The 16,498-nt window shown below is 43.5% G+C and carries 16 protein-coding genes; 9 read left to right on the top strand and 7 right to left on the bottom strand.

Going from position 1 to position 16,498, the window contains the following annotated elements:
• Nucleotides 1–2: 2 nt before the first annotated feature.
• Nucleotides 3–1,289, top strand: coding sequence for a threonine synthase (gene thrC, locus E2K93_RS05070; protein WP_135438054.1), 1,287 nt, complete (start codon nucleotides 3–5; stop codon nucleotides 1,287–1,289).
• A 6-nt stretch (nucleotides 1,290–1,295) separates the two neighbouring features.
• Entirely contained in the window at nucleotides 1,296–1,985 is a 690-nt protein-coding gene (gene ung / locus E2K93_RS05065; protein WP_135438053.1) for a uracil-DNA glycosylase, read from the top strand.
• A gap of 26 nt (nucleotides 1,986–2,011) precedes the next feature.
• Here ung and E2K93_RS05060 read toward each other — a convergent pair whose 3' ends face one another.
• Complete coding sequence (locus E2K93_RS05060) at nucleotides 2,012–2,578, bottom strand: GNAT family N-acetyltransferase (protein ID WP_135438052.1); 567 nt, start codon at nucleotides 2,576–2,578, stop codon at nucleotides 2,012–2,014.
• A 96-nt stretch (nucleotides 2,579–2,674) separates the two neighbouring features.
• Here E2K93_RS05060 and E2K93_RS05055 point away from each other — a divergent pair, with 96 nt between their 5' ends.
• The 3 genes from E2K93_RS05055 (at nucleotide 2,675) to E2K93_RS05045 (ending at nucleotide 4,681) form a co-directional block, all read left to right on the top strand.
• A complete protein-coding gene (locus E2K93_RS05055; protein ID WP_135438051.1) occupies nucleotides 2,675–4,015 on the top strand; it encodes an NAD(P)/FAD-dependent oxidoreductase in 1,341 nt (446 codons plus the stop codon).
• Nucleotides 4,016–4,205: 190 nt separating this feature from the next.
• Nucleotides 4,206–4,403 (top strand): TIGR02922 family protein, encoded by a 198-nt coding sequence (locus tag E2K93_RS05050; RefSeq protein WP_135438050.1) that lies wholly within the window; start codon nucleotides 4,206–4,208, stop codon nucleotides 4,401–4,403.
• Between the two features lie 71 nt (nucleotides 4,404–4,474).
• Nucleotides 4,475–4,681, top strand: a complete 207-nt coding sequence (locus E2K93_RS05045) for a TIGR02922 family protein (RefSeq protein WP_135438049.1) — start codon at nucleotides 4,475–4,477, stop codon at nucleotides 4,679–4,681.
• Nucleotides 4,682–4,704: 23 nt separating this feature from the next.
• On the opposite strand, the gene E2K93_RS05040 is transcribed toward E2K93_RS05045, so the two are convergent.
• Nucleotides 4,705–5,649 (bottom strand): D-2-hydroxyacid dehydrogenase, encoded by a 945-nt coding sequence (locus tag E2K93_RS05040; RefSeq protein ID WP_135438048.1) that lies wholly within the window; start codon nucleotides 5,647–5,649, stop codon nucleotides 4,705–4,707.
• Between the two features lie 4 nt (nucleotides 5,650–5,653).
• Nucleotides 5,654–6,856 (bottom strand): NnrS family protein, encoded by a 1,203-nt coding sequence (locus E2K93_RS05035; protein WP_135438047.1) that lies wholly within the window; start codon nucleotides 6,854–6,856, stop codon nucleotides 5,654–5,656.
• Nucleotides 6,857–6,967: 111 nt separating this feature from the next.
• On the opposite strand from E2K93_RS05035, the gene E2K93_RS05030 reads away from it, so the two are divergent.
• A complete protein-coding gene (locus E2K93_RS05030) occupies nucleotides 6,968–7,387 on the top strand; it encodes a hypothetical protein (protein ID WP_135438046.1) in 420 nt (139 codons plus the stop codon).
• 73 nt (nucleotides 7,388–7,460) lie between these two features.
• Here the strand turns inward: E2K93_RS05030 and E2K93_RS05025 are convergent, their stop codons facing one another.
• On the bottom strand, nucleotides 7,461–8,267 hold the full coding sequence (locus tag E2K93_RS05025) for a YggN family protein (protein ID WP_135438045.1): 807 nt from the start codon (nucleotides 8,265–8,267) through the stop codon (nucleotides 7,461–7,463).
• Nucleotides 8,268–8,452: 185 nt separating this feature from the next.
• Nucleotides 8,453–9,739: a CinA family nicotinamide mononucleotide deamidase-related protein gene (locus E2K93_RS05020; RefSeq protein WP_135438044.1), complete on the bottom strand. Its 1,287-nt coding sequence runs from the start codon at nucleotides 9,737–9,739 to the stop codon at nucleotides 8,453–8,455.
• 92 nt (nucleotides 9,740–9,831) lie between these two features.
• On the opposite strand from E2K93_RS05020, the gene E2K93_RS05015 reads away from it, so the two are divergent.
• Nucleotides 9,832–10,590 (top strand): DUF4097 family beta strand repeat-containing protein, encoded by a 759-nt coding sequence (locus E2K93_RS05015; protein ID WP_135438043.1) that lies wholly within the window; start codon nucleotides 9,832–9,834, stop codon nucleotides 10,588–10,590.
• A 77-nt stretch (nucleotides 10,591–10,667) separates the two neighbouring features.
• On the opposite strand, the gene putA is transcribed toward E2K93_RS05015, so the two are convergent.
• Complete coding sequence (putA, locus tag E2K93_RS05010; RefSeq protein WP_135438042.1) at nucleotides 10,668–14,462, bottom strand: bifunctional proline dehydrogenase/L-glutamate gamma-semialdehyde dehydrogenase PutA; 3,795 nt, start codon at nucleotides 14,460–14,462, stop codon at nucleotides 10,668–10,670.
• 134 nt (nucleotides 14,463–14,596) lie between these two features.
• Here putA and E2K93_RS05005 point away from each other — a divergent pair, with 134 nt between their 5' ends.
• Complete coding sequence (locus E2K93_RS05005) at nucleotides 14,597–15,085, top strand: winged helix-turn-helix transcriptional regulator (protein WP_135438041.1); 489 nt, start codon at nucleotides 14,597–14,599, stop codon at nucleotides 15,083–15,085.
• 120 nt (nucleotides 15,086–15,205) lie between these two features.
• Nucleotides 15,206–15,490 (top strand): Lpp/OprI family alanine-zipper lipoprotein, encoded by a 285-nt coding sequence (locus E2K93_RS05000; protein ID WP_135438040.1) that lies wholly within the window; start codon nucleotides 15,206–15,208, stop codon nucleotides 15,488–15,490.
• Between the two features lie 133 nt (nucleotides 15,491–15,623).
• Here the strand turns inward: E2K93_RS05000 and E2K93_RS04995 are convergent, their stop codons facing one another.
• Entirely contained in the window at nucleotides 15,624–16,487 is an 864-nt protein-coding gene (locus tag E2K93_RS04995; protein ID WP_189637854.1) for a L,D-transpeptidase family protein, read from the bottom strand.
• Nucleotides 16,488–16,498: the final 11 nt, after the last annotated feature.

The raw sequence follows: 16,498 nt of genomic DNA, 5'->3' as shown, positions 1-16,498 counted from the left end.
GTATGCAGTATTATAATTTAAAACATCCACAGCAAAGCTTGTCGTTTGCCGATGCCGTCCGTCAAGGCTTGGGTCAGGATCAAGGTTTGTTTTTTCCTAAAGATTTGCCGCGCTATGACAATATCGATGAGTTATTAGCGATGCCGTTGGCTGAGCGCAGCGCGAAAATTTTATACCCTTTCGTTGCTGATGAATTTAGTGAAGATGCGTTTTTGCAGTTGATTAATGACGCATTTAACTTTCCTGCCAATGTACAAGCGATTGATGAAAAAATGGCGACATTGGAGCTGTTTCATGGTCCAACACTGGCGTTTAAAGACTTCGGTGCGCGCTTTATGGCGCACTGTTTACAGTCGTTTAGTCAACAAAGCAGCAAGCCTATCACCATTTTAACCGCAACCTCTGGTGACACCGGTGCTGCGGTTGCCCATGCCTTTTATGGGTTAACGAATATCAAGGTGGTGATCCTTTATCCAAAAGGCAAAATCAGTCTCTTGCAGGAAAAGATGTTTACCACGTTAGGCGGCAATATTGAAACGATAGCCATTGATGGCAGTTTTGATGATTGTCAGGCGCTGGTTAAACAAAGCTTCGATGATGAACATTTAAAACACAGCATTGGTTTAAATTCGGCTAATTCAATCAACATTTCTAGATTGCTGGCGCAAATCTGTTATTACTTTGAAGCCGCGGCACAGCTCAAGCGCCAACGTGGTAGCATTGATGATGTTGTCGTATCGGTGCCAAGTGGTAATTTTGGTAACTTAACGGCAGCCATGTTAGCCAAAGCCATGGGCCTACCTATTAAGCGTTTTGTCGCAGCTACGAATGTGAATGATACCGTACCAAGATACTTGAAGAATAAGATGTGGCTACCAAATGACACTATCTCGACAATGTCGAATGCCATGGATGTCTCTAAGCCAAATAACTGGCCGCGAGTAGAGCATATGCTGACCTCGGGTATTATCGATGACCAAGATTTAGCGGGTATTGCCATTGACGAAGAGCAAACACAAATCGGTGTAACTCAATTGAACCAGTTAGGTTATATCAGTGAGCCTCATGCTGCAGTCGCCTACAAAGCGCTTAAATATCAACTTAAAGACGATGAGTTTGGCTTATTTTTAGGGACCGCACATCCTGCTAAATTCAAAGATACGGTTGAAAGCATTTTGGGCACACCGATAGCCTTACCAAAAGAGCTAGCTGATTGTTCAACGGAAGAGATTTTGTCCGTGTCAATGGCTAACGACTTTGCTAAGCTACGGGATTTTCTGCTTGGCTAAAAAGACATGAATTGGCAAGAGTTTCTCGAACAGCAAAAACAACAGGATTATTTTCAGCAGCTAATGAGCAGGGTGGCTAATGAACGCGACTCTGAGCATGCTATTTATCCACCTGAAAATCAGGTGTTTTCAGCGTTTGATTTAACCCCGTTTGAGCAAGTTAAGGTGGTCATTCTTGGCCAAGATCCATACCATGGTCCAGGACAGGCGCACGGCTTGGCGTTTTCTGTGCAAGATAGCGTAAAGGTACCACCTAGCTTAAAAAATATGTACAAAGAGCTGCTAACCGATATCAATGGCTTTGATATACCAGAGCACGGTAACCTCACTTGCTGGGCAGAGCAGGGGGTGTTACTACTCAATACGGTATTAACGGTGCGTCAAGGACAGGCTCACTCGCATGCTAAATTTGGTTGGGAAACATTTACCGATGCGGTGATAGCCGCATTAAATGAACACGCTGATAATTTGGTGTTTATATTATGGGGTAAGCATGCGCAGCAAAAAGGTAAGTACCTAGATGATACGCGTCATTGCATATTATCTGGCGCGCATCCATCACCACTATCAGCTTACCGCGGTTTTTTTGGTTGTCAGCACTTTTCATTGGCCAATCAATATCTACAGCAACAAGGCAAACAAGCTATTGATTGGCGTGTACCCGAAATGGTGAAAAAGCAAGGCCAGTTATTTTAACTACCCTCGCCATTTTTGGTAATTAACTACTTGAAATAAATGATCATTTCAGCGGCTACACAGTGGCAATCATAGCCGCAAATAGTACAGTTGTAGCCGTTTTTGCTGTCTTCATTCCACTTGCCTGGGTGATCTTTGACCAGCTGTCCGCCGCATTTGGTAAAATATTTTACCGCACTATTGCCCGGACTTGGGCGCCACAAGTGACTGACGCCAGCTTTGGCACCTTGCGCTTGCAATGCCTTTATAGACAACTCTAGCAGTCGCGAACCTATGCCATAGCCACGATAAGTTTCATCGACAGTATTGCATTTAAAGTAGGCGGTTTCGCTGATTTCCGTTTGCCATAAATCAGGGCTGTACCATTGGTCTAAGCTAAACTGTTGCGCGGCATAGGTAATACGAAAACCGACGAGTTTATCGCCATCATAGGCGACATAATTTGAGTTAACGCCGTTTTTTAAACCTTTGCCATACCAAGTATGAATATTACTGCTATCGACATAGCCATCACCATGGACAAAATTGCCTAGCGCGATGATGGCGTCAAAGTCGCTTGCCTGCATCTCTTTATAAATAATATCTTCTTTCATATCAGCTATTGTCGTAATTCCAAGGCCTGATAGTATATAGCAAATTTGCACACATTTGTGCGACAGTTTTAGGTCGCAACCCAGGACAAATAACCCATGTACGATCCCCTTATTCAAAACCAGCTTGCCAATAATCAACCATACCCGGACAGTTACTGGGCCAGTGTTAGCGGTAAAGCGCCGCAAAATAAAGGCCGTTTGCAGCAGGACTTAGATACCGACGTGGTAGTGATAGGCGCCGGTTACACGGGCATGTCTTGTGCTTTGCATTTGCAACGTGAGTACAATATAAAACCGGTAATCATAGAAGCAAATGAGACCGCCTGGGGCTGTAGCGGTCGTAACGCGGGTTTTATTTTAAAGTCGACGGGTCGCAAGTCGTGGACCAAAATGCAGCAACAGTGGGGCGATCCCGTGATGCGCATGGTGTATCAGGAAGCCTGTGAAGGTGTTGAACGTGTGCATGCTTTTATTAACGAAGGCATAGACTGCGATTTACAGCAACCTGGTTATATTCGTGTCGCTCACAAAGCCAACAAGATGCAAGAGCTAGAAGCCCAGGCTAAGTTGCTCAGCTCCATGTTTGGCTATGACGTTGATGTCTTGTCTCGCGCGCAAATTCATCAGCATTATATGGCCGATGAAAATGCTCATGGGGCGATACGATTTGAAGACGGTGTTGGCTTAAACCCATTAAAATTGGCATTCGGCTATCAACGTCTATTAAACGACGCTGAGGTTGATATTTATACCCATACGCCGGCAATTGATGTGCAAAAGCACGGTGCACGCTATCAGGTACATACCCCACAAGGCATTATCACCGCGACGAAGGTGGTTATCGCCGGTAACGGTTATATGCCGAAAGGTTTTCACCCCGCGGTTGCCAATAAAACCTTACCGGTGTTATCGCAAATTATCGTCACCGAACCATTATCTGATGCACAGTTGGCGGCATGTAATTTTGTTACCTCGAATGTGATCATGGATACCAGAGCGCTAAAATACTACTACCGTAAACTGCCGGATAATCGAATATTGTTTGGCGGTCGTGGCGCTATTACCGGCAAAGGTGCCGATGATCCTTATTTTGCAGAGCGTTTATTGCAGGAGCTTAAACGCAGCTTCCCTGGATTAGCAGACATTCGTTATCAATATCGTTGGTCAGGATGGATCTGTATGACCCTCGATGATATTCCTCATATTGCCCAAGCAGAATCCGAGCCGGGGCTCTTTTATGCCATGGGATATTGTGGCAACGGTTTAAGCTTTTCTGTGCAAGCGGGAAAACGGTTAGCGGACAAAGTGGCAGGCCAGTCGGTGCCGAATATACCGCTATATCAATCGCAATTACCTGCGTTTCCATTACCGATGTTTCGTCGCGTTGGTCAGTGGGCATATTTTCATTATGGCAAATTTGCTGATCGCTTTATGTAGCAGGGTATAGCGGGTAAATGTCGCTGCACTACGCTGAAAAAAAGACCTTATTTAGGAAAAAATATCTTGACCTATTTACTAGGAATTATTAGCGTAGAGGAGGAACGGAATCGACAATATAAGTGTTTAAACAACCACTTATGGTTAGAATGGAACTCAAAATAATAACGATAAAACTGAGTTCAACAATATGAAAAGCGATAATGTTAGAAATGTCACCGTCATTTATTTTGACAGTGAGACCCTAGAGCTTAATCACCACGTGGGTGACTTCCCAACACTCGAGCAAGGCCGAGTGGTACTTTCCGAAGCGTTTAAAAAAGGCAAATCCATTATTGCTGTTTGTGAAGGCGATAATCAGCCTTTAGAGTTGGAATACGCCAGCTAACTGTGCATGTTTTATGCAAACCACGAGAGATTATGCATTCCTACTGAGTGCTAAGGACAGGTAGTAAATCCATGCAAGTAACCGTCATTTATTATGAAACTGTATCATTAGAACTTTTACATGATGTTATTGATCTTGAGGTCAGTGACGAAGGTAAAGTGATCATTCCGGTGCAGTATAAACAAGGCAAGTCGATTATTTCTGTATACAAAGGCGAGCTAAATATCATCAACAAAGTCGGCGAACGAATGCCGGACTCAATGCAGCACGCCGTGTAAGCATCCTGTTATAAAAAACCGTGTCATTCGACACGGTTTTTGCTTTTAAAGTCTGCAATATTTTTACCGATACCATTAATTAAGCGTTGCTGTGCCTGTTGAGAACCCCAGGCAACATGTGCGGTTAGATAAAGGTTTTTTAGCTTATTATTGAGTAAGGGATGATTAGCAGGCGGTGGCTCTACCTCCAGCACATCTAATATGGCGGCACCTAGTTGCTTACATTTTAATGCATCAACAACGGCGTTAGAGTCAACCAAACCACCACGAGCGGTATTGACCAAAATGGCGTCTTTTTTCATTATCGCCAAAGTCTGTTGGTTGATCATCAGTTCAGTTTCAGCGGTCAATGGCGCGTGCAAGCTCACAACATCGGCAACGGCTAACGCTTGCTCAAACGGCGTGCGGCCGCTACGAATCGATTGACTACCCTGGCGTTCAGCAATGAGTACCTGCATACCAAATGCCTCAGCAATAATGGCAACGCGTTGCGCTATCGTGCCATAGCCTATGATCGCCATGGTTTTACCAGCTAGTTCGTTAAATGGTTGACTGAAATGACAAAATACCGGACTTTTTTGCCACTGACCCTGTTTGACGTTGGCAATATACTCTGATGATTTTTGCAAATGCTCTAACAACATCGCAAATACGTATTGGCTAACAGCTGTGGTGGAATAACCACTGACATTCATTACCGTTACGCCTTGTGCCTTGGCGGCGAGCAAATCAACATTGTTGGTACCGGTTGCGGCGATACAAATTAGTTTTAATCGCGGTAACTGCGCCATCACCTGTTTATCTATAATTACCTTATTGGTAATAATGACATCGGCAAATCGACAACGTGATACCACTTTATCGGCTTCGGTACAGTCAAAGTAGCCAATAGTATCAAACTGGCTTTCAATTGCTGAAAAGTCTATTTTGTCATTTATAGTGCTTTTATCTAGGAATACAGCGCGCATTTTTTTATCCGGGTCTGCCATCTTTTCGTGGTTGCATCAACATAGGTGCATATTTTATAACAAATATTGTAAAGGCTATTAACCAGCACAGGCTACTTAAATTGATAAACAGCATGTGCAGTTGTGGTGCCAGCCAAGGGCCAAAGCCTCGAACTAGGGCGGCAACAATAACCAATAAAAAGGCTAAGCTCATTATTTTCGAGGGTTTTAGCGGTTGCCCTGTATGGCCAAGACTAACTCTCGATATCATCGCTAGAATCAATCCACCCATGCCACCTATGGTCAATAAATGCCATATATGGCTTAATGCGACGGACTGCATAAATAACCCTATACCAATGGTTAACAGGCCAAACCAAACAAAGAACATACTGGCGTGTAGTGACCACAATAACGGCACTGATAAGGTAATCCATGGACGCCATCGTATCCATCTAATGGCTTGCAATGCGGCGCTGATAACAAACAATGTGGCAACAATGTCGTTAGCGATCATTAGGTTGGCTTGCGTTAAGTGAACCACAATAAGCAATAATAGGCTGATTGTACATGACCATTCAAGCCACGCCCAAGGTGCGACTTTTTGCGTACCAGTACCATTGGCAGTAAACATCGGTGTTACCCGTCCCGCCATGATTGACATCAGCAAGGTAATTAATAACAACACCGCATAGCTCAAGGTTTTTAATGAGATAACGAGGTAGCCTTGAATACTGCTATGCATAAGCGTATTGAGCAACGCAAAAAATAGCAGCATTGGAATAAAAAATAAGTTGCGGGTTTGCTTCACTTTAATGATGGGAATCGCCAAATAGATAGCAGCAACCAGCAAAAAGCTAACATCAATAATGGCCGCTAAAGTGGCACCAAACCAGGATGGCATGAGCATCACCAATCGGCCTAAAAACCACAATAATACAAGCCACATCAAAGGCTTGCCATTAATGGAACGAATACCAGTCCAATTTTGCACCGCCGTTAGTAAGAAGCCGACAACGATGGCGATGACAAAACCAAAGACCATTTCATGAATGTGATAAAAATAGCCTCCACCGTACACCTCGAAATGCAATGAACCTGACAGCACACCAACCCAAACAATTAAGGCAAGACAGCTGAAAAATGCACCTAAAGTAAAAAATGGGCGAAAGCCCAATCGAAAGAATGGCGCAATATTTTGTTCTTTAGTGAGATCAGTGATTTGCATCTTAACGAGGTCCGGTTAGCTACTTACTGTCTATTTTAGCTAATTACGCTCAATCAAGTTACTGAAAATTGTAATTTTTATGTGCTATACCTAATGGAAACAGGAGGATACATGCCTAAATCATTAAGATATCCATTAGCGGTGATTCTTGGCTGGATTATTGCCATCTTTATGGTTTATTCCGTAGAGCAGCTGGGACACCTGATTTATCCGCCGCCGGCCGATTTAACCAGTCAGCAGCAGGTCAACGAATACATGAAAACTGCGCCAGCCGGGGCGTTGGTTTTCGTCATCATTGCTTGGTTTGTAGCGACCTTTGTCGGTGGCATTGTCAGTTGCTTTATCGCCAAAGGCGCGAGCATGATGATGGCCTTCTTTGTTGGTTTGCTGATCTTTTTTGGCGCCATCAGCAGTTTGATGATGATAGACCATCCTGTTTGGTTTTCGGTGATCACTATGGTGGGTATCCCTATTATCGTCGCTTATACGGGACGGTATGGTAAACGTTTTGAGCAGCAGGTAGTGTTGTAGTAGTAGGGTTTAAAAGTAACAAGGGAAGCTGATGCTTCCCTTGTGTTATTGGCTATTGTGACGCGGCGAGGTATTAGTCGCCAACGCTAATTAGGTCAATGTCGTTCAGCTCGTCAACGCTGTCGGTTAGACGTTGTTCAATATCATCCAGCTCTTTTAAGTTCTGACAAAGATCTTCCGCTTGTTTCTCTAGATCTTCGGCTTGCTCTTCGACGGTGCTCTCGATATCTTCACCCATTTTTTCCATTTTCTCGCCGAAAGCTTCCATATTTTCTTCAAAGCTGCCATCACCTTCGGTCATTGCTGTACCCGCTGCAATAAGGATATCACCGACAAAGCTTGACACAACGCCTTCAATTTCGGCTTCTAATTCATCTTCTATAAAGCGATCAAACTCGTCAAAGTCTTGTTGCGCGACATAGTAACTGCCTTGGTCTTTATTAAAACGTTCGGCAACTTTTTGTTCAATACGAGCAAAGATTTTCTCCAGCTTTTCACTGTTATCTGTATCTTCACCACTGAACGCCGTGGCGACATGACTGATGGCGGTGAAGGCAATGCCTATGGCTTCGTTGGCCAAATTGACCACGTTCGGTACTTGCTCGTTGATTGCATCGGCGTAATCTGACAGTAATTGTTTTTGCTCACTGGTTAGACGAACCTGTTTGCCTTTAACAAATAGTTGGTCACCGTCATTGATTTGAATAATGGTTTGGTCTTTATCAATAAAGCGAATGTGTTGCTCTTCAACAACCACACCATAATTAACATTGACAGAGCAATGCTCTGAGCTGAAATTGTAGCTATCGTCGTCATGGGCAAATGCACTACCCGAAGTCAGGGCAATGCTGGTCAGTCCCGCTAGTACAAACTTTTTCATGCTAAATATCTCTCCCGTGAGTCATTAATTATATTTATATACAGTAATTAATGAGCAATATCGGTGCCATAAAGTGAAATATACTTATAAATCATGTGTTTACAGTGTTTTCAAATGTAAGTGATATAACCTTATAGACAAATGACTGGTGATATTTACCAACTATTAGTCATTTTCATTAACATTTATTTTTGTTTCGGTAATTGACGCTCAGTAACGTATCTAGGCGTTTCATCAATCTCGAGCACTTCGCGACGAATTAAATCTAATGCGGCATTAGCAACATAGGTTTGAAAGTAAGCGCGACCAGCTGGAAAATACAATTGTGTGGTTTGCAACGCATCTTTGCTGCCCCAAGCAAGCCATACCGTGCCAACGGGTTTTTCATCGCTGCCGCCATCGGGGCCGGCAATGCCAGAGACGGCAACGGCATAATCGGCATTACTTTTAGCTAACGCACCCTTAGCCATAGCAATAACCACGGGCTCACTGACTGCGCCATGCTGGGCTAAAAGCTCGGCGTCGACATCGAGCATAGCTTGCTTCATTTGATTCGAGTAGGTGACATAACCGGCTTCAAAAACCTGTGATGAACCAGCAACACTGGTCACTTTCGCCGCTATTAGGCCACCGGTGCAGGATTCTGCCGTGGTCATGCGCAGCTGTTTTTGTTGTAACAGCTGTACTAATGTTTGTTGTATGTTGGCACCATCAGTGTTGATTAAATGCGAACCAAATAGTGTTTTTAATTTATTAAACCAGGTTTGTCTTAACGTATTTTGGCTTTTTTCTCTGCTGGTAAGCTTTACTTCAAGCAGTGGCATACTGGCTCGAAAGCCTAACTCTAATGATTCCGGCCAATCAGGAAATGATTCATTGATCATTTTTTGTAAGCCTGATTCGCCAATGCCAAATACTTGCATTTTGTCGGTGACCACTTGTACCGAGTCTGGCAACATCTGCTTTAAGATTGGCTTTATCTGTTCGTTAAACATGGCTTTAAGCTCACGAGGTACACCGGGAGTACAGATGATCAAGCAATCGTTATGACGCAGGCTAAACCCCGGCGCACTGCCAATAGGGTTATCGACAATGTCACATTCCATCGGCAATAGGGCTTGCTTCATATTAGGACCGGTGAGGCGGTAGTTACGTTTTACGCACCATGCTTTCACTTGCTCTAACGCGATGGGATGAATCGTTAAAGTACGACCACTCATCTCGCTTAACGCTTGTGCGGTCATATCATCTACAGTGGGTCCTAAGCCGCCATTAATAATGACAACGTCGGCGCTTTGCGACAGGGTTTGCATCTGCTCGACCAACAGTGGCAAATTATCACCTACCGTTGTTTTTCGCGTTAACTCAACACCCATAGATTTGAGTTGTTGAGCTAGGAAAACCGAGTTGGTATCGACAATATCACCGCTCATTAATTCATTACCGGTGAGTAATAACTGCACATTTAACATATCAGCTTCCAGAAAATTAAAATTGTTTTTAAACCTTTTTCAAACTTACTGCATCATAACAGACAAAGAGATAGATTAATTGGAAAAATCAGATGAAAACAATCAATAAAATAATCCTGCCTACTTTGTTACTTGCGTCGTTTGGCAGCATTGCTGCGGCCAATGAAACCAAAGAGCAACGCTTTGATTTAACAGGTAAAGGTCAGTTGTTACTGGAGAATGTTAATGGCGATGTTGAAATCACTTCATGGTCAGAAAAAGCGGTATTAGTCACCGCCAACATAACCGCAGATGATCAAGACGATCTGGACAATGTTAAAGTTATTATGAAACAAAATGGCAATCGCATCATTGTCGAGACCGAATACCAAGAAAGCGATGGTGGCTGGGGTCGTAATAGCAATAGTGGCAGTGTTGATTACAGTGTCAAAGTGCCAGAGAACATTGATTTACGTGAAATAGATTTAGTCAACGGATCATTATTGGTAGAAAACGTTGCTGGTGAACTAAATGTCGATATTGTTAATGGTTCGGTAGAAGCGACTGGAATGGCCGCTGACGTTGAAGTGGATTCTGTTAATGGTGGCGTTGAGTTAACCTTTGCCGATGATGCCAAGAATGTGGATATTGAAGTAGAAACCGTTAACGGCGGTATTCGTTTGTACCTTCCAGAAAACTTTGGCGCAAATGTTGATGCCAGTACAGGCAATGGCTCAATAAAAACCGATTTTGGTATTAAGTCCGTTAAAGGCGAATATTGGGGCACCGATTTAGAAGGCAAAATTGGCGATGGCTCAAGTGACATCGAATTAGAAAGCGTTAACGGTTCGATTCGACTGTTAAAGAAATAAATTTACAGTTGCTTATCTAAGCACGAATAAAAAAGGGCTATGTTTTCACATAGCCCTTTTTCGGTTTGTAACAAAGCTTAGTCGCTGATTTCCATTGTCATCAACGAGGCATTACCACCCGCTGCTGTGGTATCGATGGTAACGGTTTTTTCGGTTACCAAACGCTCAAATAAGCTGGCATTACTTTGTGCGGTAATGACAGGTAAAATCGCGCCACTGCGAGCCGCAAGCTTCTCACTCACTAATTGTTTTAGGCGAGAGTTACTCGCGATAACAGCACCGGTCAAATGTGGATTTTCCAATACCGTTGGCAAGTGGTTCAGTGATACCGCTTGGAATATACCTGTAACAAGACCGAACTCAGTGAATACGTTCTCGCATTGCTGTGCTTGTTCAAGGTATTGCTCTTCAACCATGGCGATAACATTGTTACCGGCCGCCAAAGCAGAGACCACAGACAATAACCAATATTCGAAACTGGTGTCTTGATCACGGATTACAGTAAGTACGCCGCGCGATTCCATATACAGTTTATTTGATTCACCTGTAGGACCTGGTAGCGTAATCGGCTTACTTAACGCTTTTTCAATCATAGTTAATTGTTTGCGTGCCGCTTCTACAACATTTTCTATTTCGCTCTGTTCTGAGGTAAATAGTTTATTCGCTGCAATTTGTGCCAATATTTGTCGACCAACAGAGATACGCACGGTAACGTCGGTATCACGCCACTTTAACTCATCGTTTTTGGCATTTTGCAATTTCGCACCAATTTTCCACGCTGACGTTGAGTAATCATTAAATTGATTCTCAAGTTGTGCTTTGTCGCTATCGCTCAGCACATGTTCCGCAGCCGCTGACGCTTCTTTAACCAAACGAGTTAAGTACATAGGGCCACCGGCTTTAGGACCGGTACCTGATAGTCCGCGACCACCAAATGGTTGCACACCTACGACCGCACCAATCATGTTACGGTTTACGTAAACATTGCCGGCACGAGAGCGTTTTGCTAAATATTCACTCTTTTCTTCGATGCGCGTATGAATACCCATGGTTAAACCAAAACCGGTACCATTGATTTGATCAATAACGTTTTCCAGTTCATGGGCTTTGTAACGGATAACATGCACACATGGGCCGAAAACTTCTTGTTTTAGAACCGATAGATCGCTGATTTCATATAAACGCGGCGCAAAGAAGTAGTGACCGTGTTCGAGATTTGGCAACTCGCATTGATAATGCAACGTCGCTTTATCTTTTAAGTATTCTACGTGGCTATGTAGGGCGTTAAAGGCTTTCTCATCAATAACAGGACCAACATCGGTGCTTAGCAATGCAGGATCACCAACGTGCAATTCTTGCATTGCACCGGTGATCATCTTGATTACTTTGTCGGCGATTTCGTCTTGCACAAACAATACGCGCAATGCTGAACAACGTTGACCGGCTGATTGGAAGCCTGAGGTAACAACATCGTCAACCACTTGCTCTGGTAGGGCTGTAGAGTCAACGACCATACAGTTTTGACCACCTGTTTCGGCAATAAGAGGCACTGGGTCGCCGCTACGTTCAGCCAGTTTTTGTGAAATCCAAGTACCGGTTTCAGTTGAGCCAGTAAACATAATGGCTTGAATACGTTCGTCAGGAACAATGTTGGCACCAACTTGACTACCACGAGCAATAACTGGAACGACAACACCTTCAGGTAGGCCAACCTCATGCATCAATTCAATGGTGCGTAAGGCAATTAAACTGGTTTGCTCCGCTGGCTTGGCAACCACAGTGTTACCGGTAACCACGGCAGCCGCAACTTGACCAAGGAAAATAGCTAGCGGGAAGTTCCACGGGCTAATACATAGCACAACACCGCGAGATTGCAGTCGTTCATCACTCATCATTTCTGTTGCACGAGCAGCATAGTAGCGGCAAAAATCGACCGCTTCACGGACTTCGGCAACACCGTCAGCAGGAATTTTACCGGCTTCTTTGATACACATGGCGATTAACTCGTCACGGTGTTCTTCAAGTTTGTCTGCGGTTTTCAAGAGAATGTCGGCACGAACTTGCACATCGACTTTTGACCAGCTAGTGAATGCGTCTTGAGCTTGCGCAAGAATGTCTTGCATTTTGTCAGCGCTAGCATGTTTAAGGTAACCAATCACTTGTTCGTGGTTCGCTGGGTTTATGACAGGTTGTGCATCATCGACAACTTCACAATCACTGGCTTGTTCGAACCAAGTATTCAGCTGATCACGCATTGGCGTTATCTGATCGATATTGGTTAAATCAATGCCTTTAGAGTTGGCACGTTCTGCACCATAAAGTTCAATTGACTGTGGGATCATTGGGTTGTACTTGTTTTGCCAACTGCGAACTTCTTCCACTGGATCGGTCAATAGTGACTCAACAGGAATGTTTTCATCAACGATGTTATTCACGAATGAGCTGTTTGCGCCGTTTTCAAGAAGACGACGAACCAAGTACGCTAACAGATCTGAGTGCTCACCAACCGGTGCGTAAACTCGACATGCGACACGATCACCTGTGACGACTTGATCGTATAACGACTCACCCATACCGTGTAGACGTTGGAATTCAAAACCGTGTTTGTCGCCAGCCATTTCTAATATGGTTGCTACGGTATAAGCGTTATGTGTGGCAAATTGCGGGTAGATAGTGTCGCGGTATGACAATAGACGCTGAGCACAAGCGTGGTAAGACACATCCGTAGATGGTTTGCGACTGAATACTGGGAAGTCTTCAAAGCCTTCAACTTGGCTGATTTTCACTTCACTGTCCCAATACGCGCCTTTTACCAAACGCACCATCATTTGACGTTGTGCTGTTAAGGTTTGCTCGCGCACCCAATCAACAACGTATAAAGCGCGTTTTTGATAGGCTTGCAGTGCAATACCAAAACCATCCCAACCATCAAGATCTTTATCTAAGAATACCGCGCCAATCACATCTAACGATATATCTAGACGATCAGCTTCTTCGGCATCAACGGTAAAACCGATATTGTATGATTTGGCCAGTAACGCCAGTTCTTTCAAGCGTGGAATCAATTCGCTTATAACACGCTCACGATGGGTAAATTCATAGCGAGGGTGAATAGCAGAAAGTTTAATCGATATGCCAGGGCTTTTTTGCGGACCTCGGCCTTTAGCGGCTTTACCAATGGAGTGAATAGCAGTGACATAGCTATCAAAATAACGATCGGCATCACTCATTGTGCGTGCGCCTTCGCCTAGCATATCGTAAGAATAGGTATAACCTTTGGCTTCGGTCTTAACCGCACGGTCAACCGCGCCGTCGATATTGCGACCCATAACAAATTGAGTCCCCATGATTTGCATCGCGTATCTTACCGCTTTACGAATCACTGGCTCACCTAAGCGACCGACCGTTTTCTTCAATAGGCCAAATTGTTGTTTTTTCTTATCGTCAGAATAGTTAACCAGCTTACCGGTTAGCAACAAGCCCCATGATGAGGCATTAACAAAAATTGAGTCAGAGTTACCAATATGTGAACTCCAATCGCCTTCCGCAAGTTTATCGCGAATCAAGCTATCGGCAGTCTCTTTGTCTGGAACACGCAACAGTGCTTCAGCAAGACACATAAGTACGACGCCTTCTTCAGTAGACAAAGAAAACTCATTTAATAAGGCATCTACACCGCCTTTACCGACTTGGTCCTTACGGATTTGGACAACAAGTTGACGTGCTTTTTCCCAAACTCGTGAACGGGCATTAGCGCCGATTTCGGCTAATGGTAATAACGTCTCAAGAACGTCATTTTCGTTTGCTCGGTAGTGGTCACGAATTTGTTGACGAATTGGATCGTCAGTGGTCAAGGTTCCGTTAAAAAGCATATTGCAAACCTATATAATAATTAATTGGAAATTTTTCGAATAATCGCAGATTCACCACAGAATGTGCTGATGAAATTCCGAATAATTCAGTGTAATATAGGGGTATTGTAAAAAATAACCCTATTAAATTCTAAATGAGTTACAAAAGTAGAACACTTGACCGTATTGATTTAACAATCCTTGATACTTTGCAACGAAATAGCCGTATTTCTAATGTTGATTTGGCTAAGCACATTAACCTTAGCCCAAGCCCTTGCCTCGATCGAGTCAAACGATTGGAAAGCGAAGGCTATATAAAACGCTATGGCGCGGTGCTGGATGCTAAAAAGCTTGATCTTGGTATGTCTGCCTTTATTCAGGTTACGCTAGATAGAACAAAAGCTGAGGTGTTTAACCAGTTTCGCGACAACGTTGTCGATATCAAAGAAGTGGCAGAATGTCATATGGTTGCTGGTGGTTTTGATTACCTCGTAAAGTTGCGGATAACCGACATGGATAACTATCGAGAGGTGTTAGGTAAAGTGGTTGAATTGCCTGGGGTAAGTCAAACCCATACTTATGTGGTTATTGAAAAAGTCAAAGAAGACTTAGGGTTACCTGTTTTAGGCAAGGCAATTAACTAGCGTATTTGTTCCAAGTCTCTAAATAATAAAACAAAATATGCAATATTAAAATTTTATGCCATACTCAGGTTTGAGTTGTAAACTCATTGTTAACAATAGTATCAAATCGGAGTCGACAGAATGAAAAAGTTAATGACACTAACCGGTGCGGTTTTGACCCTAGCTTTGACAGGGTGCGTTACCTCTAGTGAATTAGAAAGCCACAGCAGTGATATGAACGCGAAAATTGACGGTCTTGCTGCACAGATGGAAGCTCTTTCTGGTGAGCATGCAAGCCTAAAAGCTGATCATGCAAAAACCATGGCTGAAGTACAAGAAGCAAAAGAAATGGCTGCTGCTGCCGCTGCTGAAGCGCAAAAAGCTAATGAGCGCGTAGATAACGTCGTAAGCTCATACAAGAAATAAACAGATTTAAACAAAGATAAAATAGCCGGCTAAGCCGGCTATTTTTTTGTCTGTAAATAAATGGGGTTCAGTTTATATTGTCACTGAAGCTTGTCACTCAATCATAGGGGGCAACAGTGGCTTAAGCCGCAGATTATTCTGATCTGATCTCAACCGGCAGGCCGTTAGGGTCTAAAATCAATTCTTCCAATATCTCTAAATCTTCAGGATTATTGCCAATAAAGCGCTGTACGCCATTGGATATTGGCAATAAGCTCGGGATATTGCCTTCGTTATCGGTCAGCGGGCTATGAATTTCAATAATGCGCGTATCCGGCTCAATATAAGTCATTTTAATTGGCGTATTGATGATTTTTACTCGAGTACCCGATGGAGATTTTTTAAATAACCATTCGATATCTTCTGGGTGCATACGTATACAACCGGCGCTGGCGCGCATACCAATACCGAATCTTTGATTGGTACCATGAATTAAATAGGCACTGGTACCTATGCGCATCGCGTAATCGCCTAACGGGTTATCTGGCCCAGCAGGGATCATCTTAGGCATTTCTTTACCGTGCTTTTCTAAATACTCCTCACGATGGTCCGCCGTCGGAAACCAATTTGGGTTTTTACGTTTTTCGGTAATTTTATCGATTAAGGTTGGTGTCATATGGCCAATGCGGCCAATGCCGACAGGAAACACATGAACCTTTTGTTTTTTAGTATCAAAAAAGTACAGGCGCAATTCGGATAGATTGATGACTATGCCTTCATGCTTGCCATAAGGCAGAATCATTTGCGTTGGAATAAGTAATTCGGTGCCTGGCTCTGGGCGTAAAGGGTCGACGCCTGGGTTTGCTTCCATTAGAGCAAGGAAGCCAACGTTAAAATCTTCGGCCAGTTTTTGAAAATAATCCCCTTTTTTGGCAGTGTAATAAGTTAGTTCACCAACCAAACGACTTTTGTCTTGTGGTAAGTTAAATTCAAGGGCGTTGCTAGTAAAGCAGGTCAACAAAAGACATA

The organism is Thalassotalea sp. HSM 43 (assembly GCF_004752005.1).
Taxonomy (GTDB): domain Bacteria; phylum Pseudomonadota; class Gammaproteobacteria; order Enterobacterales; family Alteromonadaceae; genus Thalassotalea_A.
Note: the sequence above shows the minus strand (reverse complement) of the source record. Positions and strands in the feature narration are given on the sequence as shown.

Bases quoted from the DNA above. Each gene is read 5' to 3' on its own strand.
- thrC (WP_135438054.1), top strand. From the start codon at position 3: ATGCAGTATTATAATTTAAAACATCCACAGCAAAGCTTGTCGTTTGCC.
- ung (WP_135438053.1), top strand. From the start codon at position 1,296: ATGAATTGGCAAGAGTTTCTCGAACAGCAAAAACAACAGGATTATTTT.
- E2K93_RS05060 (WP_135438052.1), bottom strand. From the start codon at position 2,578: ATGAAAGAAGATATTATTTATAAAGAGATGCAGGCAAGCGACTTTGAC.
- E2K93_RS05055 (WP_135438051.1), top strand. From the start codon at position 2,675: ATGTACGATCCCCTTATTCAAAACCAGCTTGCCAATAATCAACCATAC.
- E2K93_RS05050 (WP_135438050.1), top strand. From the start codon at position 4,206: ATGAAAAGCGATAATGTTAGAAATGTCACCGTCATTTATTTTGACAGT.
- E2K93_RS05045 (WP_135438049.1), top strand. From the start codon at position 4,475: ATGCAAGTAACCGTCATTTATTATGAAACTGTATCATTAGAACTTTTA.
- E2K93_RS05040 (WP_135438048.1), bottom strand. From the start codon at position 5,649: ATGCGCGCTGTATTCCTAGATAAAAGCACTATAAATGACAAAATAGAC.
- E2K93_RS05035 (WP_135438047.1), bottom strand. From the start codon at position 6,856: ATGCAAATCACTGATCTCACTAAAGAACAAAATATTGCGCCATTCTTT.
- E2K93_RS05030 (WP_135438046.1), top strand. From the start codon at position 6,968: ATGCCTAAATCATTAAGATATCCATTAGCGGTGATTCTTGGCTGGATT.
- E2K93_RS05025 (WP_135438045.1), bottom strand. From the start codon at position 8,267: ATGAAAAAGTTTGTACTAGCGGGACTGACCAGCATTGCCCTGACTTCG.
- E2K93_RS05020 (WP_135438044.1), bottom strand. From the start codon at position 9,739: ATGTTAAATGTGCAGTTATTACTCACCGGTAATGAATTAATGAGCGGT.
- E2K93_RS05015 (WP_135438043.1), top strand. From the start codon at position 9,832: ATGAAAACAATCAATAAAATAATCCTGCCTACTTTGTTACTTGCGTCG.
- putA (WP_135438042.1), bottom strand. From the start codon at position 14,462: ATGCTTTTTAACGGAACCTTGACCACTGACGATCCAATTCGTCAACAA.
- E2K93_RS05005 (WP_135438041.1), top strand. From the start codon at position 14,597: ATGAGTTACAAAAGTAGAACACTTGACCGTATTGATTTAACAATCCTT.
- E2K93_RS05000 (WP_135438040.1), top strand. From the start codon at position 15,206: ATGAAAAAGTTAATGACACTAACCGGTGCGGTTTTGACCCTAGCTTTG.